Annotated in this window: 20 protein-coding genes and 2 pseudogenes; 6 read left to right on the forward strand and 16 right to left on the reverse strand. The window is 68.7% G+C overall.

Annotation, left to right across the window (positions count from 1 at the left end; translation table 11 throughout):
- Window positions 1–64 precede the first annotated feature (64 nt).
- Window positions 65–1,258 (reverse strand): cation:proton antiporter, encoded by a 1,194-nt coding sequence (locus ALSL_RS08920; RefSeq protein ID WP_126538429.1) that lies wholly within the window; start codon window positions 1,256–1,258, stop codon window positions 65–67.
- A 199-nt stretch (window positions 1,259–1,457) separates the two neighbouring features.
- Here ALSL_RS08920 and ALSL_RS08925 point away from each other — a divergent pair, with 199 nt between their 5' ends.
- The 3 genes from ALSL_RS08925 to ALSL_RS08935 all read left to right on the forward strand — a co-directional run bounded on the left by ALSL_RS08925 (window position 1,458) and on the right by ALSL_RS08935 (window position 7,583).
- A complete protein-coding gene (locus tag ALSL_RS08925) occupies window positions 1,458–3,785 on the forward strand; it encodes a glycoside hydrolase family 31 protein (RefSeq protein ID WP_126538431.1) in 2,328 nt (775 codons plus the stop codon).
- Between the two features lie 127 nt (window positions 3,786–3,912).
- A complete protein-coding gene (locus ALSL_RS08930) occupies window positions 3,913–6,093 on the forward strand; it encodes a glucosidase family protein (protein ID WP_126538432.1) in 2,181 nt (726 codons plus the stop codon).
- Window positions 6,090–7,583: an MFS transporter gene (locus ALSL_RS08935; protein WP_126538434.1), complete on the forward strand. Its 1,494-nt coding sequence runs from the start codon at window positions 6,090–6,092 to the stop codon at window positions 7,581–7,583. The genes ALSL_RS08930 and ALSL_RS08935 overlap by 4 nt, the downstream gene beginning before the upstream one ends.
- 4 nt (window positions 7,584–7,587) lie before the next feature.
- Here the strand turns inward: ALSL_RS08935 and ALSL_RS08940 are convergent, their stop codons facing one another.
- Both ALSL_RS08940 and ALSL_RS08945 read right to left on the reverse strand, forming a co-directional pair.
- Window positions 7,588–8,346, reverse strand: a complete 759-nt coding sequence (locus tag ALSL_RS08940; RefSeq protein WP_126538436.1) for an MBL fold metallo-hydrolase — start codon at window positions 8,344–8,346, stop codon at window positions 7,588–7,590.
- Complete coding sequence (locus tag ALSL_RS08945; protein WP_126538438.1) at window positions 8,343–9,083, reverse strand: 3-deoxy-D-manno-octulosonic acid kinase; 741 nt, start codon at window positions 9,081–9,083, stop codon at window positions 8,343–8,345. The genes ALSL_RS08940 and ALSL_RS08945 overlap by 4 nt, the downstream gene beginning before the upstream one ends.
- Window positions 9,084–9,112: 29 nt before the next feature.
- Between ALSL_RS08945 and ALSL_RS08950 the strand changes: the two genes are divergently transcribed.
- On the forward strand, window positions 9,113–10,171 hold the full coding sequence (locus ALSL_RS08950; protein ID WP_126538440.1) for a glycosyltransferase family 9 protein: 1,059 nt from the start codon (window positions 9,113–9,115) through the stop codon (window positions 10,169–10,171).
- 18 nt (window positions 10,172–10,189) lie between these two features.
- Here the strand turns inward: ALSL_RS08950 and ALSL_RS08955 are convergent, their stop codons facing one another.
- Together ALSL_RS08955 and ALSL_RS08960 are read right to left on the reverse strand one after the other, a co-directional pair.
- A complete protein-coding gene (locus ALSL_RS08955) occupies window positions 10,190–10,558 on the reverse strand; it encodes a hypothetical protein (protein ID WP_126538441.1) in 369 nt (122 codons plus the stop codon).
- Between the two features lie 151 nt (window positions 10,559–10,709).
- A pseudogene (locus ALSL_RS08960) lies at window positions 10,710–11,660 on the reverse strand (MFS transporter); the annotation flags it as partial.
- 65 nt (window positions 11,661–11,725) lie between these two features.
- Here ALSL_RS08960 and ALSL_RS08965 point away from each other — a divergent pair.
- A complete protein-coding gene (locus tag ALSL_RS08965) occupies window positions 11,726–12,694 on the forward strand; it encodes an IS5 family transposase (protein ID WP_126536245.1) in 969 nt (322 codons plus the stop codon).
- Between the two features lie 121 nt (window positions 12,695–12,815).
- Here ALSL_RS08965 and ALSL_RS08970 read toward each other — a convergent pair.
- The 6 genes and pseudogenes from ALSL_RS08970 to ffh all read right to left on the reverse strand — a co-directional run.
- Window positions 12,816–13,148: pseudogene (locus tag ALSL_RS08970) on the reverse strand (MFS transporter); the annotation flags it as partial.
- Between the two features lie 176 nt (window positions 13,149–13,324).
- A complete protein-coding gene (gene rplS / locus ALSL_RS08975; protein WP_126538445.1) occupies window positions 13,325–13,714 on the reverse strand; it encodes a 50S ribosomal protein L19 in 390 nt (129 codons plus the stop codon).
- Between the two features lie 87 nt (window positions 13,715–13,801).
- Window positions 13,802–14,554, reverse strand: coding sequence for a tRNA (guanosine(37)-N1)-methyltransferase TrmD (gene trmD / locus ALSL_RS08980; RefSeq protein WP_126538447.1), 753 nt, complete (start codon window positions 14,552–14,554; stop codon window positions 13,802–13,804).
- A gap of 23 nt (window positions 14,555–14,577) precedes the next feature.
- Complete coding sequence (rimM, locus tag ALSL_RS08985) at window positions 14,578–15,093, reverse strand: ribosome maturation factor RimM (protein ID WP_126538449.1); 516 nt, start codon at window positions 15,091–15,093, stop codon at window positions 14,578–14,580.
- A 4-nt stretch (window positions 15,094–15,097) separates the two neighbouring features.
- Window positions 15,098–15,352, reverse strand: coding sequence for a 30S ribosomal protein S16 (gene rpsP / locus ALSL_RS08990; RefSeq protein ID WP_126538451.1), 255 nt, complete (start codon window positions 15,350–15,352; stop codon window positions 15,098–15,100).
- A gap of 182 nt (window positions 15,353–15,534) precedes the next feature.
- A complete protein-coding gene (gene ffh / locus ALSL_RS08995) occupies window positions 15,535–16,914 on the reverse strand; it encodes a signal recognition particle protein (RefSeq protein WP_126538453.1) in 1,380 nt (459 codons plus the stop codon).
- A gap of 110 nt (window positions 16,915–17,024) precedes the next feature.
- On the opposite strand from ffh, the gene ALSL_RS09000 reads away from it, so the two are divergent.
- Window positions 17,025–17,825 (forward strand): cytochrome C assembly family protein, encoded by an 801-nt coding sequence (locus ALSL_RS09000; RefSeq protein ID WP_126538455.1) that lies wholly within the window; start codon window positions 17,025–17,027, stop codon window positions 17,823–17,825.
- Between the two features lies 1 nt (window position 17,826).
- On the opposite strand, the gene radA is transcribed toward ALSL_RS09000, so the two are convergent.
- The 5 genes from radA to bamJ all read right to left on the reverse strand — a co-directional run bounded on the left by radA (window position 17,827) and on the right by bamJ (window position 21,667).
- Window positions 17,827–19,200, reverse strand: coding sequence for a DNA repair protein RadA (gene radA / locus ALSL_RS09005; protein WP_126538456.1), 1,374 nt, complete (start codon window positions 19,198–19,200; stop codon window positions 17,827–17,829).
- A gap of 81 nt (window positions 19,201–19,281) precedes the next feature.
- The gene (locus ALSL_RS09010; RefSeq protein WP_126538458.1) at window positions 19,282–20,133 is read right to left on the reverse strand and encodes a sulfurtransferase; all 852 of its coding nucleotides are present in this window, start codon (window positions 20,131–20,133) and stop codon (window positions 19,282–19,284) included.
- Window positions 20,130–20,735 (reverse strand): CoA pyrophosphatase, encoded by a 606-nt coding sequence (locus ALSL_RS09015; RefSeq protein WP_126538460.1) that lies wholly within the window; start codon window positions 20,733–20,735, stop codon window positions 20,130–20,132. The genes ALSL_RS09010 and ALSL_RS09015 overlap by 4 nt, the downstream gene beginning before the upstream one ends.
- On the reverse strand, window positions 20,732–20,929 hold the full coding sequence (locus ALSL_RS13935; RefSeq protein WP_425478975.1) for a DUF1289 domain-containing protein: 198 nt from the start codon (window positions 20,927–20,929) through the stop codon (window positions 20,732–20,734). The genes ALSL_RS09015 and ALSL_RS13935 overlap by 4 nt, the downstream gene beginning before the upstream one ends.
- A 27-nt stretch (window positions 20,930–20,956) precedes the next feature.
- Window positions 20,957–21,667 carry a BamJ family beta-barrel-assembly machinery protein gene (gene bamJ / locus ALSL_RS09025; protein ID WP_126538462.1) on the reverse strand — a complete coding sequence of 237 codons (711 nt, stop codon included), beginning with the start codon at window positions 21,665–21,667 and terminating at the stop codon, window positions 20,957–20,959.
- Window positions 21,668–21,678: the final 11 nt, after the last annotated feature.

Raw genomic sequence — 21,678 nt, forward strand, 5'->3', positions numbered from 1 at the left:
GAGCCGTTTGGATGTCCAAATGCCAAGCCTAGCATGGCGCTCTTGACGGGCGATGCACGGCGTTTCACGGCGCTGCGACCTGCCCCGCCGCCAGTCGCGGCCGCACCATCGGTACGGTGAGCATGGTGCTGGCCACGGCCATCAGCAGCAACGCGGTGAACGCCGCCGCGCTGATCACGCCGCGGTCGAGCAGGATGTTGGTGAAGATGATCATGATCAGCGCCTTGGTCTGCAGCAGCCAGCCGATCGTCCACGCCTCCCCGCGCCGCCAGCCGAGCACGCGCCCGGCCAGCGCCACGCCGGCGAGCTTGCCGATCACCGCGGCGGCAAGCAGCCATGCCGCGGCGATGAACACCGCCCAGCCGCCCACCGCCCAGCTGGTGCGCAAGCCCGTGGAAAGGAAGAACACCGGCATCAGCACCAGCAGCACGTGGTGGCGCAGCAGATCCAGCCTGGCCAGATCGAACCAGTCACGATCGAGCACCGCGCCAGCGAGGAACGCGCCGACCATGAAGTGCAGGCCGGCGTAATCGGCGGTGAAGCCGCACGCGGCCAGCCAGATCGGCAGCACGTACCAGCGGTCGGACTCGCGCAGCCGTCGCATCAGCGCGCGGAACGGCCAGGCCAGCACGATGAAACCGGCGATGAAGGCCAATTGCCGGCCGACCCGCGCCCAGTCGAGCAGGATCAGCGCCAGCACCGCCCAGATGGCCAGATCGTCCAGGCTCGCGTAGCGCAGCACGCGCTGACCCAGCGGTGCCCGCAGGATGCCGAGCTTCTCCATCAGCAGCATCAGGATCGGCAGGGCGGTCACCGCGCAGGCCATGCCGACGCCGAGCACGAACTGCCAGCCGCGTCCCGCCGTGCCCAGCCAGCCGGCGCCGCTGGCGAGCAGGCCGAGCGCGGCGAGCGCACCGAGCAGCAGCGGAAAGCCCAGCGCGCAGGCGGCGGTGAGCACGGTCTCGCGCCGATGGCGCCAGCTCTGCTTGAGGTCCAGTTCGAGTCCGGCGATGCACACGAACAGCATTACCGCCCACCACGCCACACCGTTGAGGGTCTGGATCACCGCCGGGTTGAACACGGTGGCGTAGTAACGCGGGAAGGCCGCGCCGAGCACGCCGGGCCCGAGCACGATGCCGGTGAGGATCTGCACCACCACCAGCGGCGCGACATAGTCGGTGCGCCCGAGCCGCCAGATGAGATACGGCAGCCCGAAGATGATCGTCATCGCGATCAGGAAAGTCTCGCTGGTTCCCATGGCGCCCCCTACTCGAAGCGGCGATTGTCGGCACGACCGTGCGACGCACGCAATCGGCGCGGAATCGCCGCGATGCAGCAATGCAAAGGCGGCATTCGGTCCGATGAATACGTATGCAGACGCGCCGGCGGAGACCGATGGCTGACTACCATCGCCGACAGCGCGCCCGATGCGATGGCGCCCGTCCAGGAGACCGCCCATGTTCCGACGTCCGCTGCTCGAATGCCTGCTCGCGCTCGGCCTTGCGCTCGCGCCCGCCGTGCTCATCGCCGATACGCCGGCGGATGCGGCACGCGCCACCCTGGAGGTGCCGCTGCGCGGCGACACTCTGCATGTGGAACTGATCGCGCCGAACATCGTGCATTTGAGCTATCGCACACAGGGCCAAGCGGCAGCGCCGACGCTGCTGATCGACCCGGCATGGCAGCCGAAGGCACCGGCGGATGTCCGTCGCGATGCGTCGGGCAACGCGCTGTCCACGGCGACGCTGCGCGTGCAATGGGAGGACAAGTCGCACGCGCTCGCGATATCCGGCGCCGATGGCCGCACGCTGTTGCGCGTCGACGATCCGGCCGCGCTCGCGCATGGCGAGCTTTCCGTGCGTCACGGCGCCGGCCAGCCGCTCTACGGGGTCGGCGGCTACGACGCCTTCCAGACCGATGTCTCCGCGGGATTGCTGCGCCAGGGCCAGCTGCGCGCCGAAGCCGGTCAGCAGGGCAACGCCGGCGCGCCGCTGGTGTGGAGCACCGCCGGCTACGGCGTGCTGCTCGATGCGCTGGGCGCGGACGTGCGCCTGGACGGCGATCGCATCGCGCTCAAGAACACGCACGCACGCGATGCCTATCTCATCGTCGGTCGTCCGGCGGCTATCTTCGCCGGCATCGCGCAGCTCAGCGGCCGCACGCCACTGTTTCCGAAATGGGCGATGGGGTTCACCAACAGCCAGTGGGGCATCGACGAAAAGGAGCTGCTCGCCATCGTCGAGGGCTATCGCAGCCGGCACATTCCGCTCGACAACTTCACCCTCGACTTCGACTGGAAGGCCTGGGGCGAGGACTGGGGCGAGTTCCGCTGGAACGAGAACAAGTTTCCCGATGGTCCGAGCGGCAAGCTGAAGGCCATGCTCGATCCGCACGGCGTGCATCTGACCGGCATCATGAAGCCGCGCATCCACGTCGATACCGTCGAGGGCCGCTATGCCACCGCGCATGGCTTCTGGGCCGCGGCAAGCCAAGAGGCACCGGATTATTTCTCGAAGAAACCGGTGCGCGAGCTCGACTTCGACAAACCCGAAGTGCGTGCGTGGTTCTTCAACGATCACCTCAAGCACAGCTTCGACACCGGCATCGTCGGCTGGTGGAACGACGAGGCCGACGACATCGGCAGCAACACCCAGTTCACCAACATGCAGCGGGCGATGTACGAAGGCCAGCGCGCGCATTCGCCGCTGCGCGTGTGGTCGATCAACCGCAATTTCTATCTCGGCGCGCAGCGTTATGCCTACGGGCTGTGGTCGGGCGACATTCCCACCGGCTTTGCCAGCATGGCTGGTCAGCGCGCGCGCATGCTGAGCGCGATCGACGTCGGCGCCATGCAGTGGGGCATGGATGGCGGCGGCTTCAAGGACGGCACGCCGACGCCGGAGAACTACGCGCGCTGGGTTCAGTTCGGCGCGTTCACGCCGATCTTCCGCGTGCACGGCGTGCTCGGCCAGAAACGCCAGCCGTGGGTGTACGGACCGGTGGCGGAAAAGGCCGCGAGCGCGGCGATTCGTCTGCGCCAATCGCTGGTGCCCTACATCTACAGCTACGAATACGCGCGCCGCACCGGCGGCGTCGGCTTGGTACGGCCGCTCTTTTTCGACTGGCCGGACGATGCCAACCTGCGCAACGACGTCGAGGCCTGGCTGTTCGGCGACTGGCTGCTGGTCTCGCCGGTGGTCGAGCAGGGCCAGCGCGAGAAGGCGATCTACCTGCCCGCCGGCGACTGGCTCGACTGGTTCACCGGCGAACGTCTCGAAGGCGGCCGGCGCATCGTCCATCACGCCGATGCGGAGGGCTGGAGCGACATCCCGCTGTATGTGCGCGAAGGCGCGATCATCCCGATGCAGGCGCCGGAGGATTACGTCGGCCAGCATCCGCTGAGCGAGCTCACCGTGGAGATCTTCCCCGCCGCACGCGAAAGCCGCTTCACCTACTACGACGATGACGGCAGCACCTATGCCTACGAACGCGGCGAGGATTTTCGCCAGACCTTCACCGTGCGGCGCGACGACGACGGCGCGCATGTCGATCTCGCCGCCACCCAAGGCGCTTACCGGCCGGCGCTGAAGACCTACCTGCTGAGAGTGCACGGCATCGCCGCTGTGCAGGTCGCGGACGCCGCCGGGCTGAAGCGCTACGACGATCCCGACACCCTGCAGAAAGCGGCGGAGGCCGGCTGGGCCAGCGGCCGCGACCGCTTCGGCGAGGTCACCTGGATCCGCCTGCCGGCCGGCGATGCGCATCGACTGCTGCTGACGCCGTGAGGCAACGACCGCTGTTGCACCGCCGCTACCGTCCCGATCGACGGCATGCCATAAAACAAAAAAAGGAACTTTACGGTGCATCCATGATGAACCATCGACCTTTGCACACTTGCTGCTGGATTCGGTCATGCTGAGCGTCTTGCTCGCCGCGGGCCTGGCGGTGGCGCCGGCCGCCGGCTTCGACGGCGCGAAGCTCGAATGGCGGGGTCAGCAGGCGCACATGACGTCCGCAGCCGACGGCGGCTACGTGCTCGACGGCCCGTTCGGCACGCGCCGCATTCCCGCCGCGCCGCTGCGCAGCCAGACCGCCAGTCCGCTGGTCGACGGTCTGTTCGCGATGGCGCAGCAGGAACTGGCCGAGGACAGCGTGGATGCCATCCGTGACCCGGCCTACGATCATGGCGCGCCGATGCCGTGCCGCTGCTATGTCACCGGCGTGAAGTGGCCCTACGTGTGGACGCGCGACGTGTCCTACGCGATCGACCTCGGCCTGTGGCGTTTCGATGCGCAGCGTGCGCGCGACAGCCTGCGCTTCAAGCTCTCCGAGGCACGCGCGGGCACGCCGGGGCTGTACGTGATGCAGGACACCGGCTCGGGCGGCAGCTGGCCGATCAGCACCGACCGCGTGGTGTGGTTCCTGGCCGCGCGTCACCTGCTCGACGATCCCGGCTTCGCCGCCGATGCCCGGCGCGCGCTGCGCGACACGCTGGCGCAGGAACGCGCCTACGCCTACGACGCCGCGTTCGGCCTGTATCGCGGCGAGACCTCATTCCTGGACTGGCGCGAGCAGACCTATCCCGCGTGGACGCAGAACGACGTGGCCTTCATCGGCCAGTCCTTCGCGCTCTCGACCAACGTGCTGCATTACCAGGCGCTCGAACTGGCCGCCACGCAGGCGCAAGCGCATGGCGATGCCCAGGTCGCCACGGACTATCGCGCGCAAGCCGATGCGCTCAAGGCCGCCATCAACCGGCATTTCTGGCGCGAGGATCGCGGGCTGTACATGAGCTACATCGGCGGCGACGGCACGCCGTACGACACCTACGACCTGCTCGGCACCGCGCTCGCCGTGAGCAGCGGCGTGGCCACGGGCGAGCGTGCGCGAGAGGCGCTGGCGCACTACCCGACCTGGCCCGCCGGCAGTCCGGTGATCTGGCCCGAGCGACGCGACCAGCCGGTCTACCACAACCGCGCGATCTGGCCGTTCGTCAGCGCCTACGCGCTGCGCGCCGCGCGCGCCACGGACGATCCCGCGCGCATCGCGCACGAGCTCGTCTCGATCCTGCGCGGCGCCGCGCTGGCCGGCTCGAACATGGAGAACTACGAGCTCCAAACCCAGGCCGTGCACGTGGACGAAGGCACACTGAGCGGCCCGGTGGTCAATTCGCCGCGCCAGCTCTGGTCGGTGGCGGCCGCGCTCGAGGCGGTGCTCGAAGGCGTGTTCGGCCTCACCGGCGAGGATCGCATCGAGCCGAAGCTGCCGGCCGCGCTGGTGCCGGCACTGTTCGGCAAGGGCCGCGCCATCGCGCTCGACCTGCCCGACCGGCGCATCGTGCTGCAACGGCCCGCGGCCATCGACGGCAACCTGCTGGTGACCGACCACATCGACACGCAGGGCAGGCTCGTCACGGTGACGCTGAAGGCCGTGCATGTGCGCGACACGCCGCTACGGCTCGATGCGCCGCTCTACGCGCCCGAGGCGCCGCCCGCACCCGCCGCCGAGGCCGATGGCGACGGCTGGCGCGTGCGCGTGGAGGGCGGTGCCGCACTGCTGTACGTCGACGGCCGACCGCATGGCCGTCTGGACGGCCAGGCGTCCATCCCCGGGCAAGCCGGTCTGCTGTGTCTGAGCGCCACCCGGGTCGACGCGAACGGCATCGAGTCCCTGCACAGCCCCGACACCTGCGTCGGACCGATCACGCGCCTCGAGGGCGGTCCGCCCCGCGCATGGACGGCGCCGACGGACGGCCCTTTCCGCGTGGCGCTCGACTACACCAATCCGCACGGCCCGATCAACACCGGCATCACCGCCGCGGTGAAGATGCTGGTGATCGCATGCGAGGGCGCCGCCTCGCAACGCGTGCCGCTGGTGATGCCGCACAGCGTCGGCGCGCAGCGCTCGACCTTCGGCACGTTCACGGCGCGCGCCGGCGCGGGCTGCCGTTTCACGCTGGAGGACGGCTTCAACATGAGCTATCTCGCCCGCGCCGTGCATTACACCGCCGAGGCCGGCGGCGCGACCGGGCCGCTCAATGAGGCGCAGATCCACGCGCTCGTCCTCGCCCCGCTGGCCAAGGACACGCCATGAACCGGCCGCTGCCCAAGCCGGAACTCTCCTTCTGGCAGATCTGGAACATGTGCTTCGGCTTTCTCGGCATCCAGTTCGGTTTCGCGCTGCAGAACGCCAACGTCAGCCGCATCTTCCAGACCCTGGGCGCGGACGTGTCCTCGATACCCGGGCTGTGGATCGCCGCACCCGCGAGCGGGCTGATCGTGCAGCCGATCATCGGCTATTGCTCCGACCGCACCTGGACCCGGCTGGGCCGGCGCCGTCCCTACTTCCTCGCCGGCGCCGTGCTGGCCTCGCTCGCGCTGCTGGCCATGCCCAACGTGTCCTCGCTGTGGCTCGCCGCCGGCCTGCTGTGGGTCATGGACGCCTCCTTCAACGTGGCGATGGAGCCTTTCCGTGCCTTCGTCGGCGATCAGTTGCCGGAACGGCAGCGGCCGCTCGGCTACACCATGCAGAGTTTCTTCATCGGCATCGGCGCGGTCGTCGCCTCGGCGATGCCCTGGCTGCTGACCCGGCTGGGCGTGGCCAACACGGCCTCGGCCGGCACCCTGCCGGACACGGTGAAGGGAGCCTTCTACATCGGCGGCGCAGTGCTGTTCGGCGCGGTGGCTTGGACGGTGTTCCGCAGCCGCGAGTATCCGCCGGTGATGCTCGCCGCCTTCGACGACGGCGAGGCGGAGCCTGCGCCGGCGGCCGACGCCGCCCGGGCTTGGCGCCCGGGCGTGCTGATGCTCGCGGCCGGCGCGGCGGTGATCGCGCTGATCCAACGCTACGCGCTGGAACACGATCTCTATCTCCTGGCCGGCGGCCTGATCGTATTCGGCCTGGCCTTCGTATGGCTGAGCCGCACCCGCCGGCGCGGCCCGCTGGCCGAAGTGCTGGCCGATCTCTATGCCATGCCGGAGGCCATGCGGCGCCTGGCCTGGGTACAACTCTTCACCTGGTTCGCGCTGTTCGCGATGTGGATCTACACCACCGCCGCGGTCACCGCCGTCCACTACGGCACCACGGACATCCATTCGGCCCGCTACAACGAAGGCGCCAACTGGGTGGGCATACTGTTCGCCGCCTACAGCGGGTTCGCCGCGCTGGCTGCCATCGTCATCCCGTGGATGGTGCGCCGCTGGGGTCTGCGACGGAGCCACCTCGTCAACCTGTGGCTGGGCGGGGCCGGCCTGCTTTCGTTCCTGCTGATCCGCGACCCGCACTGGCTGCTGCTCTCCATGCTGGGCGTGGGCTTTGCCTGGGCCTCGATCGTCTCGCTGCCCTATGCCCTGCTGTCGGACTTCCTGCCGCCGGAGAAGATGGGCGTGTACATGGGCATCTTCAATTTCTTCATCGTGATCCCGCAGCTCATCGCCGCCAGCGTGCTTGGCCTCCTGCTGCGCCGCTATTTCCACGATCAGGCGATCTGGGCGCTGGTGCTGGGCGGCGTCAGCCTGCTGCTCGCCGGCCTGTGCACCCTGCGCGTGCACGAGCCGCGGCGCGGGGTCGAACCGCTGCCCTGAAGGCTCAGCCGGCGTCCGCGCGTAGCGGCCAGGGCATGGGCAGGGCCAGCCGCTGGCCCGGCCGGGCGACACGGTAGCCGCGCGCGGCCAGCACTGCGCCTTCGGCAGCGCTGCCGTAGTGGTAAAGCACGAGCCGCGCGCGCAGCTCGGGGTCGTACTCGCGCTCGATGTCCTCGATCCCGCTGTGCGAAGGGTTGCCATGCAGGGCGCAGTCGTGGGCCACCAGCTCGCCATGCGCCGCCTGCTCGGCCAATACCTCGGGAATCGGCCGGGTGTCACCGGTGAAGACGAAACTGCCGCGCAGGGCGAGACCGAACGACGTACCCGGCCGATGATGCCGGGTGGCAAAGACGTCGAACCAGGCGCCGTCCAGCCAGAAACCGCGCGAGCAGGGCAGCAGGCGGAACGCCTCCCAGAAATTCACTCCGCCCTCGGCGAGCACGCCGGGATAATCGGCGATCCGCCCCTGCAACCACGGCACCAGTGCGGCATGCACGAACACGCGGGTGCGGCCGCGCCAGGCAGGGTCGAACCACAGCCGGCCGAAAAGCCGTTCCATGCCGCCCACGTGGTCGAGATGAACATGGGTGAGATAGAGCGCCGCCGGCGGCTCGCCGTAGGCATCGAGATAACGATCCGGCGTATCCGGGCCGCAATCGATCAGCAGCCACGGCGCGCCGTCGCGCTCGATCACCGCAGAGGCGGAGCCGAGCGCGGCGGCATGCGCCGCACCCGCGCCCAGAAAATGCAGGTCGAGCCTCATCCGGCGAAAGTCCTCGCATAGGCCTCGAGCAGCACCGTCCAGAGCGTGCGCTCGAAGCGGTCAGGATCGTCCGCGCCGGCCCCGAGTTTGCGCAGCGACCGGTGCAGGCGGCGCAGGTTGGCCATCCGCCAGCGCCGCGCGGGCTTGCGCAGGCGGCCGCGGTCGAAATCGATGAGGTAAAGCTGCCCGGGCGTCACCAGCACGTTGTGGGCATTGAGGTCGGCATGCTCGACGCCGGCGCGATGGAAACGGGCGACGAGCGCCCCCACCGCGCGGGCCAGCTCGGTATCGAAGGCGCCGGCGGCAAGACACTCGGCCAGCGTGCGGGCATTCTCGATGCGGCGGGTGATGAGGTCGGCGTCGTAGAAGCAGGCGCCCACGCGCCGGTAGCGTGCCGCCACCGGCCGCGGTGCCGGCAAGTCGCGTCGGGCGAGCGCAAGCAGCAGCCTGAACTCAGCGAAACTGCGCGTGCGCGCCTCACCGGTCCACAGATACCGGTCGCCGAGCAGCACGGCGATGCGCCCGCCGCGCCGATAATGGCGCCATACGCAAGGGCCGAGTGGCGTGTCGAGCATCGCGATGCGGCCGCGACCGCCGATTTCCTCATGCAGCGCGCCGCGTGCGCGCCAGGCATCCGCATCGAACCAGCGCTCGTCGATCGGCACCGGCACATCGGCGATGCACAGCAGCGCGCCATCCGTGCCGGCGCGGCGGGTTTCCTGCATCATGCCGGCCATGTGTCTTCCGCTCGACGACCCGCGTTGCCATGTCCGCCGATTCTAGCCTCGCGCCGGCCGCCTTGTGTCTGCTCCGCACCTCGGCGATCGGCGATGTCACCCATGTCGTGCCGCTGGTGCACACGCTCCAGGAGGCCTGGCCGCAGACACGGCTGAGCTGGGTCGTCGGCAAGCTCGAACACACCCTGGTCGGCGACCTGCCCGGGGTGGAGTTCGTGGTCTTCGACAAGCGGCGCGGCCTGGCCGGCATGCGCGAGGTATGGCGGACGCTGCGCGGGCGCCGCTTCGACGCCCTGCTGCACATGCAGGTCGCCCTGCGCGCCAACCTGCTCAGCCTGGGCATCTCCGCCCGCCGCCGGATCGGTTATGACCATGCCCGCGCCAAGGACCTGCACGGCCTGGTGATCAACGAGCGCATCCCGGCGCGCAGCGGCCAGCACGTGCTGGAGGCGATCGGCAGTTTCGCCGAGCCGCTGGGACTCAAGCAGTCCCGCGTACGCTGGGACCTGCCGATCCCCGCCGAGGCACGGGACTGGGCCCTCGCACAACTGCCGGGCGAGGTTCCGACCCTGCTGGTGAGTCCGGCGTCCAGCCACGTCCTGCGTACCTGGCGGCCGGAGCGCTATGCGACGGTCATCGATCACGTGGCCACGCGCGGCTGGCGGGTGGCGTTGGTCGGCGGACGCGGCACCGCCGACCGTGCCCTGGCCGATGCCATCCTCGCCCATTGCCGACGCCCACCGCTCGACCTGACCGGCAAGGACACGCTGAAACGCCTGCTGGCACTGATGACCCGCGCCCGACTGGTGCTGAGCCCGGATTCCGGGCCGATGCACATGGCCAATGCGGTCGGCACGCCCGTGCTCGGCCTGCACGCGGCGAGCAACCCGGACCGCTCCGGCCCCTACTCGGACCGCCGCTGGTGCGTGAACTGCTACGACGCCGCCGCGCGTCGCTTCCTCGGCAAGCCGGCCGCCGCCCTGCCCTGGGGCACCAAGATCGAATATCCGGGCGTGATGGATCTCATCACCGTGGAGGCCGTCATCGAGCGCTTCGAGGCCTTTGCCGCTCATGCCGGTCTGGCTTGAACGAAGGGCCGGCGTTTTTCAGCGCGTATGCAGCCAATGCACGTAAATGCCATGGGCGCGATCCTCGTTGCGCCGGCCCTCGCGGCCGTCCATGACCATGCACCAGACCGCCCGCAACGTGCTGCCGGTCGGCCGTTCCACCCGCACCAGCTCCCCTTTGGGGATGAAAAAGCGCGTCTCCACCACCAGGACGTGGTCCTTTTCGTAGACCAAGCGTCCGGGCCGCGCCGTAAGGGCGTGCCAGCCGATGTAGACCTGCACATCCTGGGCGATGAAACCGCCGCGATTGTCCAGCGACCAGTGCTCGGTGCGCTCGAGCAAGGACTTGATGTGGGGATCATCCCAGTCGGTGTGTCCGGGGCGATCCGGTGGCTTGTTCCGGTTCACGATGCCACCTGTTGCCTACAGGCGGGCCACGGTCTGCCCGCGTCCATCCCATGCCACTCCCGATCCTGATTTGCCTGCAGCGGTCATCCTGTCGCTCCGGCGCATTCCATGCAAGCGATGATTTCAAAGGCCTCGAGGTCGCGTGCCGACTTCACGCGGCAGGCCTGGGCGCAAGCCACAAGGCGACGAGGCTCACGATCGCAGCCGCGGCCAGATAGTGACCCACCGCCGCCAAACCGTGCCCACGGGCGAGCCAGGTAGCCAGGTAAGGCGCCGGGGAAGCGCCGAGTATGCCGGCGACATTGAATGCCAGCGAGGCGCCGGTATAGCGCACCGCGGTCGGATACAGGTGAGCGAGCACCGCGCCGAGCGGACCGTAGGTCAGCCCCATCGCACCGAGCCCGACGGCCAGGAACAGCAGAGACCGCGCCAGGCTCCCGGCCACGAAAAGCTGTGCGAAACCCATACCGAAAAGGAAGATCAGCAGCGTGGCGGCGATCAGCATCGCACGTCCGCCAAAGCGGTCGGCGAGCCTGGCCGACATCGGAATCGCCGCCGCGAAGAACAGCACGCCGATCATCTGCAGCAGCAGGAACGTCTGTCGCGGATAGCCGAGCTGGCTGGTGGCCCAGCTCAGCACGAACACCGTCATGAGGTAGAACAGCACGAACGTGGCCAGACCGGCGAAGATGCCGGTGATCAATGCGCGCGCATGGCGGGTGAGCACGGCCGCGACCGGAACACGCTCGCGCTCCTGTCGCACCAAGGCCTGCACGAAGGCCGGCGTCTCGGTAAGCCGCAGGCGCACCCACAGGCCGAGCACCACCAGCACCGTGCTGACCAGGAAGGGCACGCGCCAGCCCCAGGCGAAAAAAGCCTGGTCGCCGATGAGCGCCGTCAGCAGCAGGAACAGACCCGCCGAACAGAAAAAACCGATCGGAGCGCCAAGCTGCGGGAACATGCCGTACCAGGCCTGCTTGCCGGGCGGCGCATTCTCGACCGCGAGCAGCACGGCGCCGCCCCATTCCCCGCCCAAGCCCAGCCCCTGCCCGAACCGGCACAGCGCGAGCAAGGCCGGCGCCGCCACGCCGATGTGCGCATAGGGAAGGTCTGAACAACTCCGTCACTTTCGGCCACAATCGGCCATTGCTTCAAGGGGCGAGTTCGATGCAGCTTTCGTTTGGTGATGCCGAGGATCTGGTCGGTCGCAAGCGCACACGGCGCGAGGTGTTCCTTGCCGAGATGGATCAGGTCGTGCCGTGGAAGGCGCTGCTGGCGCTGATCGAGCCGCATTATCCGAAGCTGGGCCGGCCCGGCCGGCAGCCTTACCCCTTGGCGACGATGCTTCGGATCCACTTCCTGCAGCAGTGGTATGCCTTGAGTGACCCGGCGACGGAAGAGGCGCTGGTCGATACGCCGGTGATGCGCCGCTTTGCCCGGATTGGTGGCATGGGCGACATCCCGGACGAGACGACGATCTTGAACTTCCGGCGCTTGCTGGAGACGCACGGTCTGGCCGAAAAGATCTTCAAGCAGGTCAATGCGCATCTTCAGCGCAAGGGCCTGAGCCTTCGCTCGGGCACCATCGTGGACGCGACGATTATCAATGCACCGAGTTCGACGAAGAACCGGGAGGGCGAGCGGGATCCTGCGATGCATCAGACGAAGAAGGGCAACCAGTGGTTCTTCGGGATGAAGGCGCACATCGGGGTGGACGATGCCTCCGGGCTGGTGCACCACGTGGAATGCACGGCGGCGAACGTGGCGGACGTGACGCAGGCGCACAAGCTGCTGCACGGCAAGGAGGACGTGGTGTTCGGCGACAGTGGCTACATCGGTGCCGAGAAGCGCGAGGAGATGCAGGACGTGGATGCGGTGTTCCTGATCGCGAAGAAGCCTTCGGTGATCAAGGCGATGAAGCGCAAGCGCGATCAGCGGGAAGCGAGGGCGTTGGAGCGCTTGAAGGCGAGCGTCCGTGCCAAGGTCGAGCATCCGTTCCGTGTGATCAAGCGGCAGTTCGGCTATACGAAGGTGCGCTATCGCGGCATCGCGAAGAACGCGGCACAGGTGCTGACGCTGTTCGCGCTGTCGAACCTGTGGATGTCGCGCCGGCGCTTGATGCCGGCGGCGGGATAAGTGCGTCCGCTGGACGGGGAAAGCCGTCTGGCGGCATGGCAAAAGGTGGAATTCCGAGCGGATTGACGGGATTTCGGCCTTCGAGGCTCGGAAATAACGTGGGTTTGGCGGATTGTTCAGACCTTCCATAGGTCGGCAGCAGGCCGATCAGCACGGTGGAAACGCCCATCGTCAGCAGCGCAGCGACCAGCGTCACCTTGCGACCGTGGCGATCGCCGAAATGGCCGAAGACCACCGAGCCCACCGGGCGGGCGAAAAAGGCCAGCGCAAACGTGGCCAGGGACTGCAGCGTCGAGGAAGTCGAATCGCTCGCGGGAAAGAAGAGCCGCGGAAACACCAGCACCGCCGCGGTGGCATAGATGTAGAAATCGAAAAACTCGATCGTAGTCCCGACTAGGCTGGCAAGCAGCACCCGTCGGGCAGTGGCCGGCGGCGCGGTGTCTTTTGGGCTCATCCCGCTCCCTCGATGCGTGCGAACGCAACCGATGCTAGCAAAGCGCGACGCGGCATCTCACCGATGATCGCGCGAGGCTTTGCACGCAACACACGACACCCGCCGGCAGGATACCCTGCCCGCGGGTGTCGAAGAACAACGGTCGCAACCGGCTGGAAAGCCGGGCCGCGGCAGCCTTATTCGGCGGCCTGTTGCCGGGCGGCCTTGGCCGCTGCCGCAGCGGCGACGTCTTCCTTGATGCGCGCCGCCTTGCCTTCCAGACCGCGCAGGTAATAGAGCTTGGCGCCGCGCACCTTGCCCTTGCGCTTGACCTGCACGGACTCGATCGCCGGGCTGTGCGACTGGAACACGCGCTCGACGCCGGTGCCGTGCGAGATCTTGCGCACGGTGAAGGCCGAATGCAGACCACGGTTGCGCTTGGCGATGACGATGCCTTCGAAGGCCTGCACGCGCTCGCGGTTGCCTTCCTTGACCTTGACGTTGACGACCACGGTATCGCCGGGGCCGAACTCCGGCAATTGGCGCGTGATCTGCGCGGCTTCGAACTGTTCGATGATCTTGTTCATGGCAACCTCTGTGGTGTGTGCGATGCCGTCCAGGCGCCGCTTTTCAATGAAAAACAACTCCGGACCGGCTGCCCGGGCCAGACAGCCTCACGGCACGCGCGAGGCCAGATATTCGCGGCGGAACTCATCCAGCAAGGCGCGCGACTCCTCGTCCAGCACGCATTGCGAGAGAAGATCCGGCCGCCGCAGCCAGGTGCGACCCAGCGACTGCTTGAGGCGCCAGCGCCGGATCGCCGCATGATCGCCGCCCTGCAGGACCGCCGGCACGTCGCCGTAGGGATCGTGCAACGGTTTGGCGTAATGCGGGCAATCGAGCAGGCCGTCCGTGAACGAATCCTGCGTCGCCGACTGCGCATCGTTCAGCGCGCCTTCCTGCAACCGTCCCACCGCGTCGATCAGCACCGCAGCGGCGAGTTCGCCGCCGGACAGCACATAATCGCCGATGGAAAGCTCCTCGTCGACCTCGTGCGCGAGCAGACGCTCATCCACGCCCTCGTAACGACCACACAGGAGCGCGATGCGCGGCATGCCTGCCAATGCCGCCACCCTGCCCTGCGTGAGCCGCGCTCCCTGCGGACTTAGGTAAATCACATGCGCGGGCGCCGGATCCGCCTGGCGCATCGCCGCCAGCGCGGTGCGCAGCGGCTCGATCCGCATCACCATGCCCGGTCCGCCGCCGCAAGGACGGCCGTCCACCGTGCGGTGCGCGTCGGTGGCGAAATCGCGCGGGTTCCACGTCGCCACCTGCAACAGTCCGCGCCGCTGCGCCCTACCCACCACGCCGATCTCGGCGCACTGGCGCACGAACTCGGGGAACAGCGTGACGACGTCGATGCGCATGGGGCCCAGATACCGCAATCGCTCTAGAACTCGGGGTCCCAGTCCACCACCATGCGCCCGCCGGCCAGGTCCACCGCGTGCACATACACGCCCTGCACGAAGGGAATCAACCGTTCCCGACCGTCCACTCCGTCGACCACCACCACGTCATTGGCGCCGGTGGCGAAGAGGTGGCTGACCTTGCCGAGCACCCTGCCTGACGTATCGATGACCTCGAGGCCTTCCAGATCGACCCAGTAGTACTCGCCTTCACCGGGTGGCGGCAGACACTCCCGGTCGACCCAGATGTCACGTCCGATCAGTGCCGCTGCCGCATCCCGGTCATCCACGCCGGGCAGATGGGCCACCAGCCCCTTGCCCTGCGCACGACCGCTGATGCCGGCGATCTCCCGCGTGTCACCCGGCGCCATGTCCAGCAGCCAGGGCTGATAACGGAAGATCTGCGTACGCGGCTCGGTCCAGGATTCCAGCTTGACCCAGCCCTGCACGCCGTACAGCCCGACGATGCGCCCGACCAGGACGCGCCGACCGGCCGTCATCGACTCAGGCGGCCTGCTGCCGGCCGGCTTCCTTGACGAGCGCGGCGACCTTGTCGCTCAGCTGGGCGCCTTTAGCCACCCACTCCTGCACGCGCGCCACGTTGAGCTCGAGTCGCTTGTCCTTGCCTGCAGCGGTCGGGTTGTAAAAACCCAGGTTCTCGATGCTGCGCCCGTCGCGCTTGCTGCGCTGATCGGTCACCACGACGTGATAGAACGGGCGGCCCTTGGCGCCGCCGCGCGAAAGACGAATCTTGACCATAGTCGACACTCCAGAGGCCGGCGGCGCCGGCGAACGCGTCCGCAATGGGACGCGGTGAACGCGCAATTTTAGCGAAAATCGGACGAAAGGAAAGGGGCGGCCGCAGGGACGCCTTCGCGAGCCCCGAAGCATCATCGGCGCGGCGCAACCGCCAAGCCCGCCCGGCGGCAAGCCAAGGCGGTTCAGCGCATCGGCGGCAAACCACCCATGCCGCCCATGCCCTTCATCGCGCCGCGCATCTGCCGCATGAGGCCCTTGCTGCCGCCCTTGGCCAGCTTGGACATCATCTTTTCCATCTGCTGGTACTGCTTGAGCAGGCGGTTGACGTCGGCCGGCTGGGTGCCCGAGCCGCGTGCCACGCGGGCGCGCCGCGAGCCGTTGAGCAGGTCCGGATGGCGGCGCTCCTTCTTGGTCATCGACTGGATGATGGCGATCATCCGCTTGATCTCGCGATCGTTGACCTTGGACTTGACCGCGTCGGGCAGGCTCGCCATGCCGGGCAGCTTGTCCAGGAGACCCGCCAGACCGCCCATGTTGCTCATCTGCTCGAGCTGGCCCTGCATGTCGTTCAAGTCGAAGCGCTTGCCCTTGATGACCTTCTCGGCGAGCTTCTGCGCCTTTTCCTGATCGACCTTGCGCTCGACCTCCTCGACCAGGCTCAGCACGTCGCCCATGCCGAGGATGCGCTGGGCGATGCGGTCGGGATGGAACGGCTCCAGCGCGTCGGTCTTCTCGCCGGCGCCGAGGAACTTGATCGGCCGGCCGGTGACGTAGCGCACCGACAGCGCCGCGCCGCCGCGCGCATCGCCGTCGGTCTTGGTCAGCACCACGCCGGTGAGCGGCAGCGCCTCGGCGAAGGCCTTGGCGGTGTTGGCGGCATCCTGGCCGGTCATCGCATCGACCACGAACAGCGTCTCGACCGGCTGGATGGCCGCGTGCAGCGCCTTGATCTCGGCCATCATCGCCTGATCGACGTGCAGGCGGCCGGCGGTGTCGACCAAGAGCACGTCGACCACTTCGCGCTTGGCCGCGGCGATCGCATCCCTGGCGATCTGCACCGGGTCCTGGCCCGCCGCGGAGGGGAAGAACTTCACCCCGACCTGCTCGGCCAGCGTGCGCAGCTGCTCGATGGCGGCCGGACGATAGACGTCGCAGCTCACCACCATCACCTTTTTCTTTTTGCGCTCGGTGAGGAAGCGCGCGAGCTTGGCCACGGTGGTGGTCTTGCCCGCGCCTTGCAGGCCGGCCAGCAGCACCACCGCCGGCGGCGTGGCGGCGAGATTGAGCTCGCTGTTGGCGGTGCCCATCAACGCCGTGAGCTCGTCGCCGACCACTTTCACCAGCGACTGGCCGGGCGTGAGGCTCTTTAGCACCTCCTGGCCGACCGCGCGCACCTTGACGCGCTCGATCAGCGCCTGCACCACCGGCAAGGCGACGTCGGCCTCGAGCAGCGCGATGCGCACCTCGCGCAGCGATTCGCGGATGTTTTCCTCGGTCAGCCGGCCGCGACCACGCAGGCGATTGACGGTGGCAGACAGGCGTTGGCTCAGGGATTCGAACATGCGGGCATTTCAACGATGGGCGATATGATGCTGATTATAGCCGACGCAGATCGCCACTCCGGCAGCCGTGAGCGTCTGGCAGACCCGCGGCTGTGCCACACTTGCGCGCCATGCTGACCGTCGCCGCCCTGCTCGCCATCGCCGATTACCTGCTCGCCGCCGGATTGCTAGCGCGGCCGCTGCTGGGGCATGGCACGCCGGGCGAACGTCAGCGTGGCGCGCTCGCCTTTGCGGCGCTGGCCGTGGTGGCGCATGCCGGCATGCTGCTCGGCATGCACCGCGGCGCGCTGGACCTGCATTTCTTCGCCGCGCTGTCGCTGGTCGCCTGCGTCATCGCCGCGCTCACGCTGCTGGTCAACCTGAGCCGGCCGGTGGCCGCGCTCGGCGTGATCGTGTTTCCGCTCGCCGCGCTGCTGGTGGCCATCGACGCCTTCGCCGCACCGCCGACCGCGCCGCAACCGCTGGACTGGCAGATCAAGCTGCACGTCACCCTTGCCCTGCTCGCCTTCGGCGTGCTGTCGATCGCCGCGGTGCTGGCGATCCTGCTGGCGGTGCAGGAACGCGCGCTGCGCCATCGCCGCATCGGGCCGTGGCTGCGCGCGCTGCCGCCACTGACGCTCACCGAGACGCTGCTGTTCCGGTTGATCGGCGCCGGCTTCGCGCTGCTCACGCTGACCCTGCTCACCGGCATCCTGTTCGTCGACGACCTGTTCGGTCAGCACCTGGTGCACAAGACGGTGCTGTCGATCGTCGCCTGGCTGGTGTTCGGCGCGCTGCTCTACGGCCGCTGGCGGCATGGCTGGCGCGGCCGGCGCGCGATCAACCTGACCCTGACCGGGATGGCGCTGCTCGTGCTCGCCTTCTTCGGCAGCAAGCTGGTGCTGGAACTGATCCTGCACCGCGCCGCGTGAGTCAGCGGCAGGCCTCCAGCGCCTCGGCCAGGCGTTCCACGCCGACCACTTCGAGTTCGCCGACGCGGCCTTTTTTCGGCGCGTTGGCGCGCGGCACGATGGCGCGGCGAAAGCCGTGCTGCGCGGCCTCCTTCAGGCGTTCCTCGCCGTTGGGCACCGGACGGATCTCGCCGGACAGACCGACCTCGCCGAAGGCGATGGTCTTCTCCGGCAGCGGCTTGTCGCGCAGCGAGGACAGCACGGCAAGCAGCACCGGCAGATCGGCCGCGGTCTCCTGCACGCGGATGCCGCCGACCACGTTGACGAACACGTCCTGGTCGTAAGCCGCCACGCCGCCGTGCCGATGCAGCACGGCGAGCAGCATGGCGAGCCGGTTCTGTTCGAGGCCGAGCGCGACGCGGCGCGGATTGCCGAGCGAGGATTGATCGACCAGCGCCTGCACCTCGACCAAGAGCGGCCGCGTGCCTTCGCGGGTGACCATCACCGCGCTGCCCGGCGTCGGCCCGCTGTGCGCGGAGAGGAAAATCGCCGAGGGATTGGGCACCTCGCGCAGGCCCTTCTCGCCCATCGCGAACACGCCGAGCTCGTTGACCGCGCCGAAGCGGTTCTTGAATGCGCGCAGCACGCGGAAGCGGCTGCCCGATTCGCCCTCGAAATACAGCACCGCATCGACCATGTGTTCGAGCACGCGCGGACCGGCGATGCCGCCTTCCTTGGTCACGTGGCCGACCAGGAACACGCTGGTGCCGGTCTCCTTGGCGTAGCGGGTGAGCCGCGCGGCGGTTTCGCGCACCTGGCTCACCGAACCCGGCGCCGCGGTCAGCAGTTCCGTCCACAAGGTTTGAATCGAATCGATCACCAACACGCGCGGACGCGCCTGCGCGGCCTGTTCCAGGATGCGCTCGACACCGGTCTCGGCCAGGGCATGCAGGGGCGCGAGCGGCAGGTCGAGCCGCTGCGCGCGGGCGGCGACCTGGGCCAGCGATTCCTCGCCGGTGACGTAGACGCTGGGCAGTTGCGCGCCGAGCCTGCCGAGCATCTGCAAAAGCAGCGTGGACTTGCCGATGCCCGGATCGCCGCCGATCAGCACCACCGAACCCTGCACCAGCCCGCCACCGAGCACGCGGTCGAATTCGCCGATACCGGTCTGCGTGCGCGCCTCGGCGCCGAGCGCCACCTCGGCGAGCGGCGTGACCCGCGCCGCGCCGGCGACTTGTCCGGCGTAACTGCCGCGCGTGGCCGGCGATGCCTTGGCCGGCTGCAGCACGATTTCCGCGAGCGTGTTCCACGCGCCGCAGTCCACGCACTGGCCCTGCCACTTGCTGTGTTCGGCGCCGCAGTCGGCGCACACGTAGGCGGTCTTGGCTTTGGCCATGGAAGGCGTCGATTCCGTGAGGGATGCGTCGCAAAAGTATGCGTGCGACGCGTCGCATCTGCTGCGACCGCCCTTTTCGCGTTATGCGTCCGCGCCGCGCGCGACCGGACGCGACGGATCGCTCACCCAGCCGCTCCACGAGGGCGCGTACAGGCGCGAGCCGCAAAGCCCGGCATGCTCCATCGCCAGCACGTTGTGACAGGCGGTGACGCCCGAGCCGCACATGTGCACCACCGACTGCGGCGGATGGCCGCCGAGCAGCGGCAGGAATGCCTCGCGCAGCGCCTGGGCCGGCTTGAAACGGCCGTCCGGCTGCAGGTTCTCGGTATAGGGATGATTGCGCGCGCCCGGCACGTGGCCGGCCACGCGATCGAGCGGCTCGACCTCGCCGCGAAACCGCGGCGCGGCGCGCGCGTCCAGGATCACCGGCGCACGGCGCAGCTCGTCCGCATCGAGCACCACACGGTTGGCATCGAAGTGCAGCGTGGCGCGTGTCGGCGTGCGCTCGGGCACGCTGGTCTCGAGTGGCAGGCCGGCCGCCCGCCAGGCGGCCAGACCGCCATCGAGCACCGCCGCCGGCACCCCCGCCCAGAGCAGGAGCCACCACAAGCGGGCGGCGGCCATCGCGCCGCCGGCATCGTCGTAACAGACCACCTGCAAGTCCGGCTGCCAGCCCCAGCGGCCGAGCGTGGCCGCGAAGGCTTCCTCGCGCGGCAAGGGATGCCGGCCCAGGCCCTGCCCCGCGCGGGAGGGATCGGACAGGTCACCATGCAGCTCGGCATGGACGGCGCCCGGCAGGTGGCCGGATCGATAATCGCGCCGGCCCTTGTCGGCATCGGCGAGATCGCAGCGGCAGTCGACGATGAGCACCCGCGCAGGCGGCAGGGCGGCGAGTGCCACGGCGTCGATCAGGGTGGCATAGCGAGGGTTCATGCGTGTCCCATCCTCGTCAGCAGATTGTGCAGGATCGCCGCGGTGGCACCCCAGATGCGGTAACCCTCGTGCTGGAACTCGACCATCGGCCGATGCCGGCCGGCGAATTCCATCGTGTAGCGGCGAAGGTTGGCCGGATCGAGCACGAACGCAAGCGGCACCTCGAAGACCGCCGCGACCTCGTCCGGCGCCGGCCGCAAGACGGCATGCGCGGCCACGCGGGCGACCACCGGCGTGATGCGGTAGCCGCTGATGGTGTCGAAGGCCTCGAGATAGCCGAGCGGCGTGACCTTTGCCGGATCCAGGCCGATTTCCTCCTGGCTCTCGCGCAGTGCGGTGGCCACCGGGTCGGCATCCTGCGGATCCCGGCGACCGCCGGGGAAGGCGACCTGGCCGGCGTGTGCGCTCAGCCGGTCGTTGCGCCGGGTGAGCAGGAACCGTGGCTGGCTGCCCTCGCGCAGCCCGACCAGGACGGCGGCCGGACGCCGCGGCCCGTCACCGATCCATGCGCGCATGTCGTCCTGGTTCCAGGCCATGCCCTCCGGCGGTTCGGTCAGCGGCAGCAGGGCGCGCGCGATGGCGTCGAAGGCGTCCGCGCTCATGGCTGCAGGCCGCGCCGGGGCAGCACTTCACGCATCAGGTAAAGCCGCTCGTCCTCGTCCATCGACCGCCAGTGGGCGATCTCCCCGGCCGTGCGCCGACAGCCCAGGCACAGGCCGCGACGATCCAGCCGGCAGACGCCGATGCAGGGGGTGCTGGGGGAAGCGGCCGGAACCTCGACGGACATCCCGCGCATGTTAGCCGATGCGCGAGCGCGTCCGCCTCACTTGATGTCGAGCAGCTCGATGTCGAACACCAGCGCCTCGTTGGGACCGATGCGCGGCAGCTGGCCGTGCTCGCCGTAGGCGAGCTGCGGCGGGATCACCACCTTCCAGCGGTCGCCCACGTGCATGCGCGGGATCACGTCCTGCCAGCCGCGGATGACCTGGTTGACGGTGAAGGTGACTGGCGCGCCATGGGCCCAGGAGCTGTCGAATTCGGTGCCGTCGACCAGCATGCCGCGGTAATTGACGGTGACCGTGCTGGTGACGCTGGGACTGACCTTGCCGTCCCCCTTCTTGATCACCGAGTACTGGATGCCCGAGGGCAGCTGCACCACGCCCGGCTGGCGCGCATTCCGGGCCATGAACTCGGCGCTGCGACGCGCGTTTTCGGCGGCCACGCGCTGGAATTCGGCCACCGCCTTGGCGTGCATGACCTCGTCGAGCGCACGCAGCTGGTCGCGCATGTCCTGGATCGGCACGCCGGGCGGCCGTTTGGCGTAGGCATCCTGGATCGCCTTCTGCAGCGTGGCCAGATCCACGTCCGGATCGCCGTCGGCGAACTGGCTGCCGATCTGATAGCCGATCGCGTAGGACAGCTTTTCCCGGTCCAGCCGGGGCGGCGCCTTGGCCGCCGCGTTGCCGCGGTCCTGCGCCTGCGCGGCCCCTGCCAGGGACAGCAGCCCGCATGCCAGCCAGCGCAGTCGTGTCATGCCCGATCTCC

This window comes from Aerosticca soli (assembly GCF_003967035.1).
GTDB lineage: Bacteria > Pseudomonadota > Gammaproteobacteria > Xanthomonadales > Rhodanobacteraceae > Aerosticca > Aerosticca soli.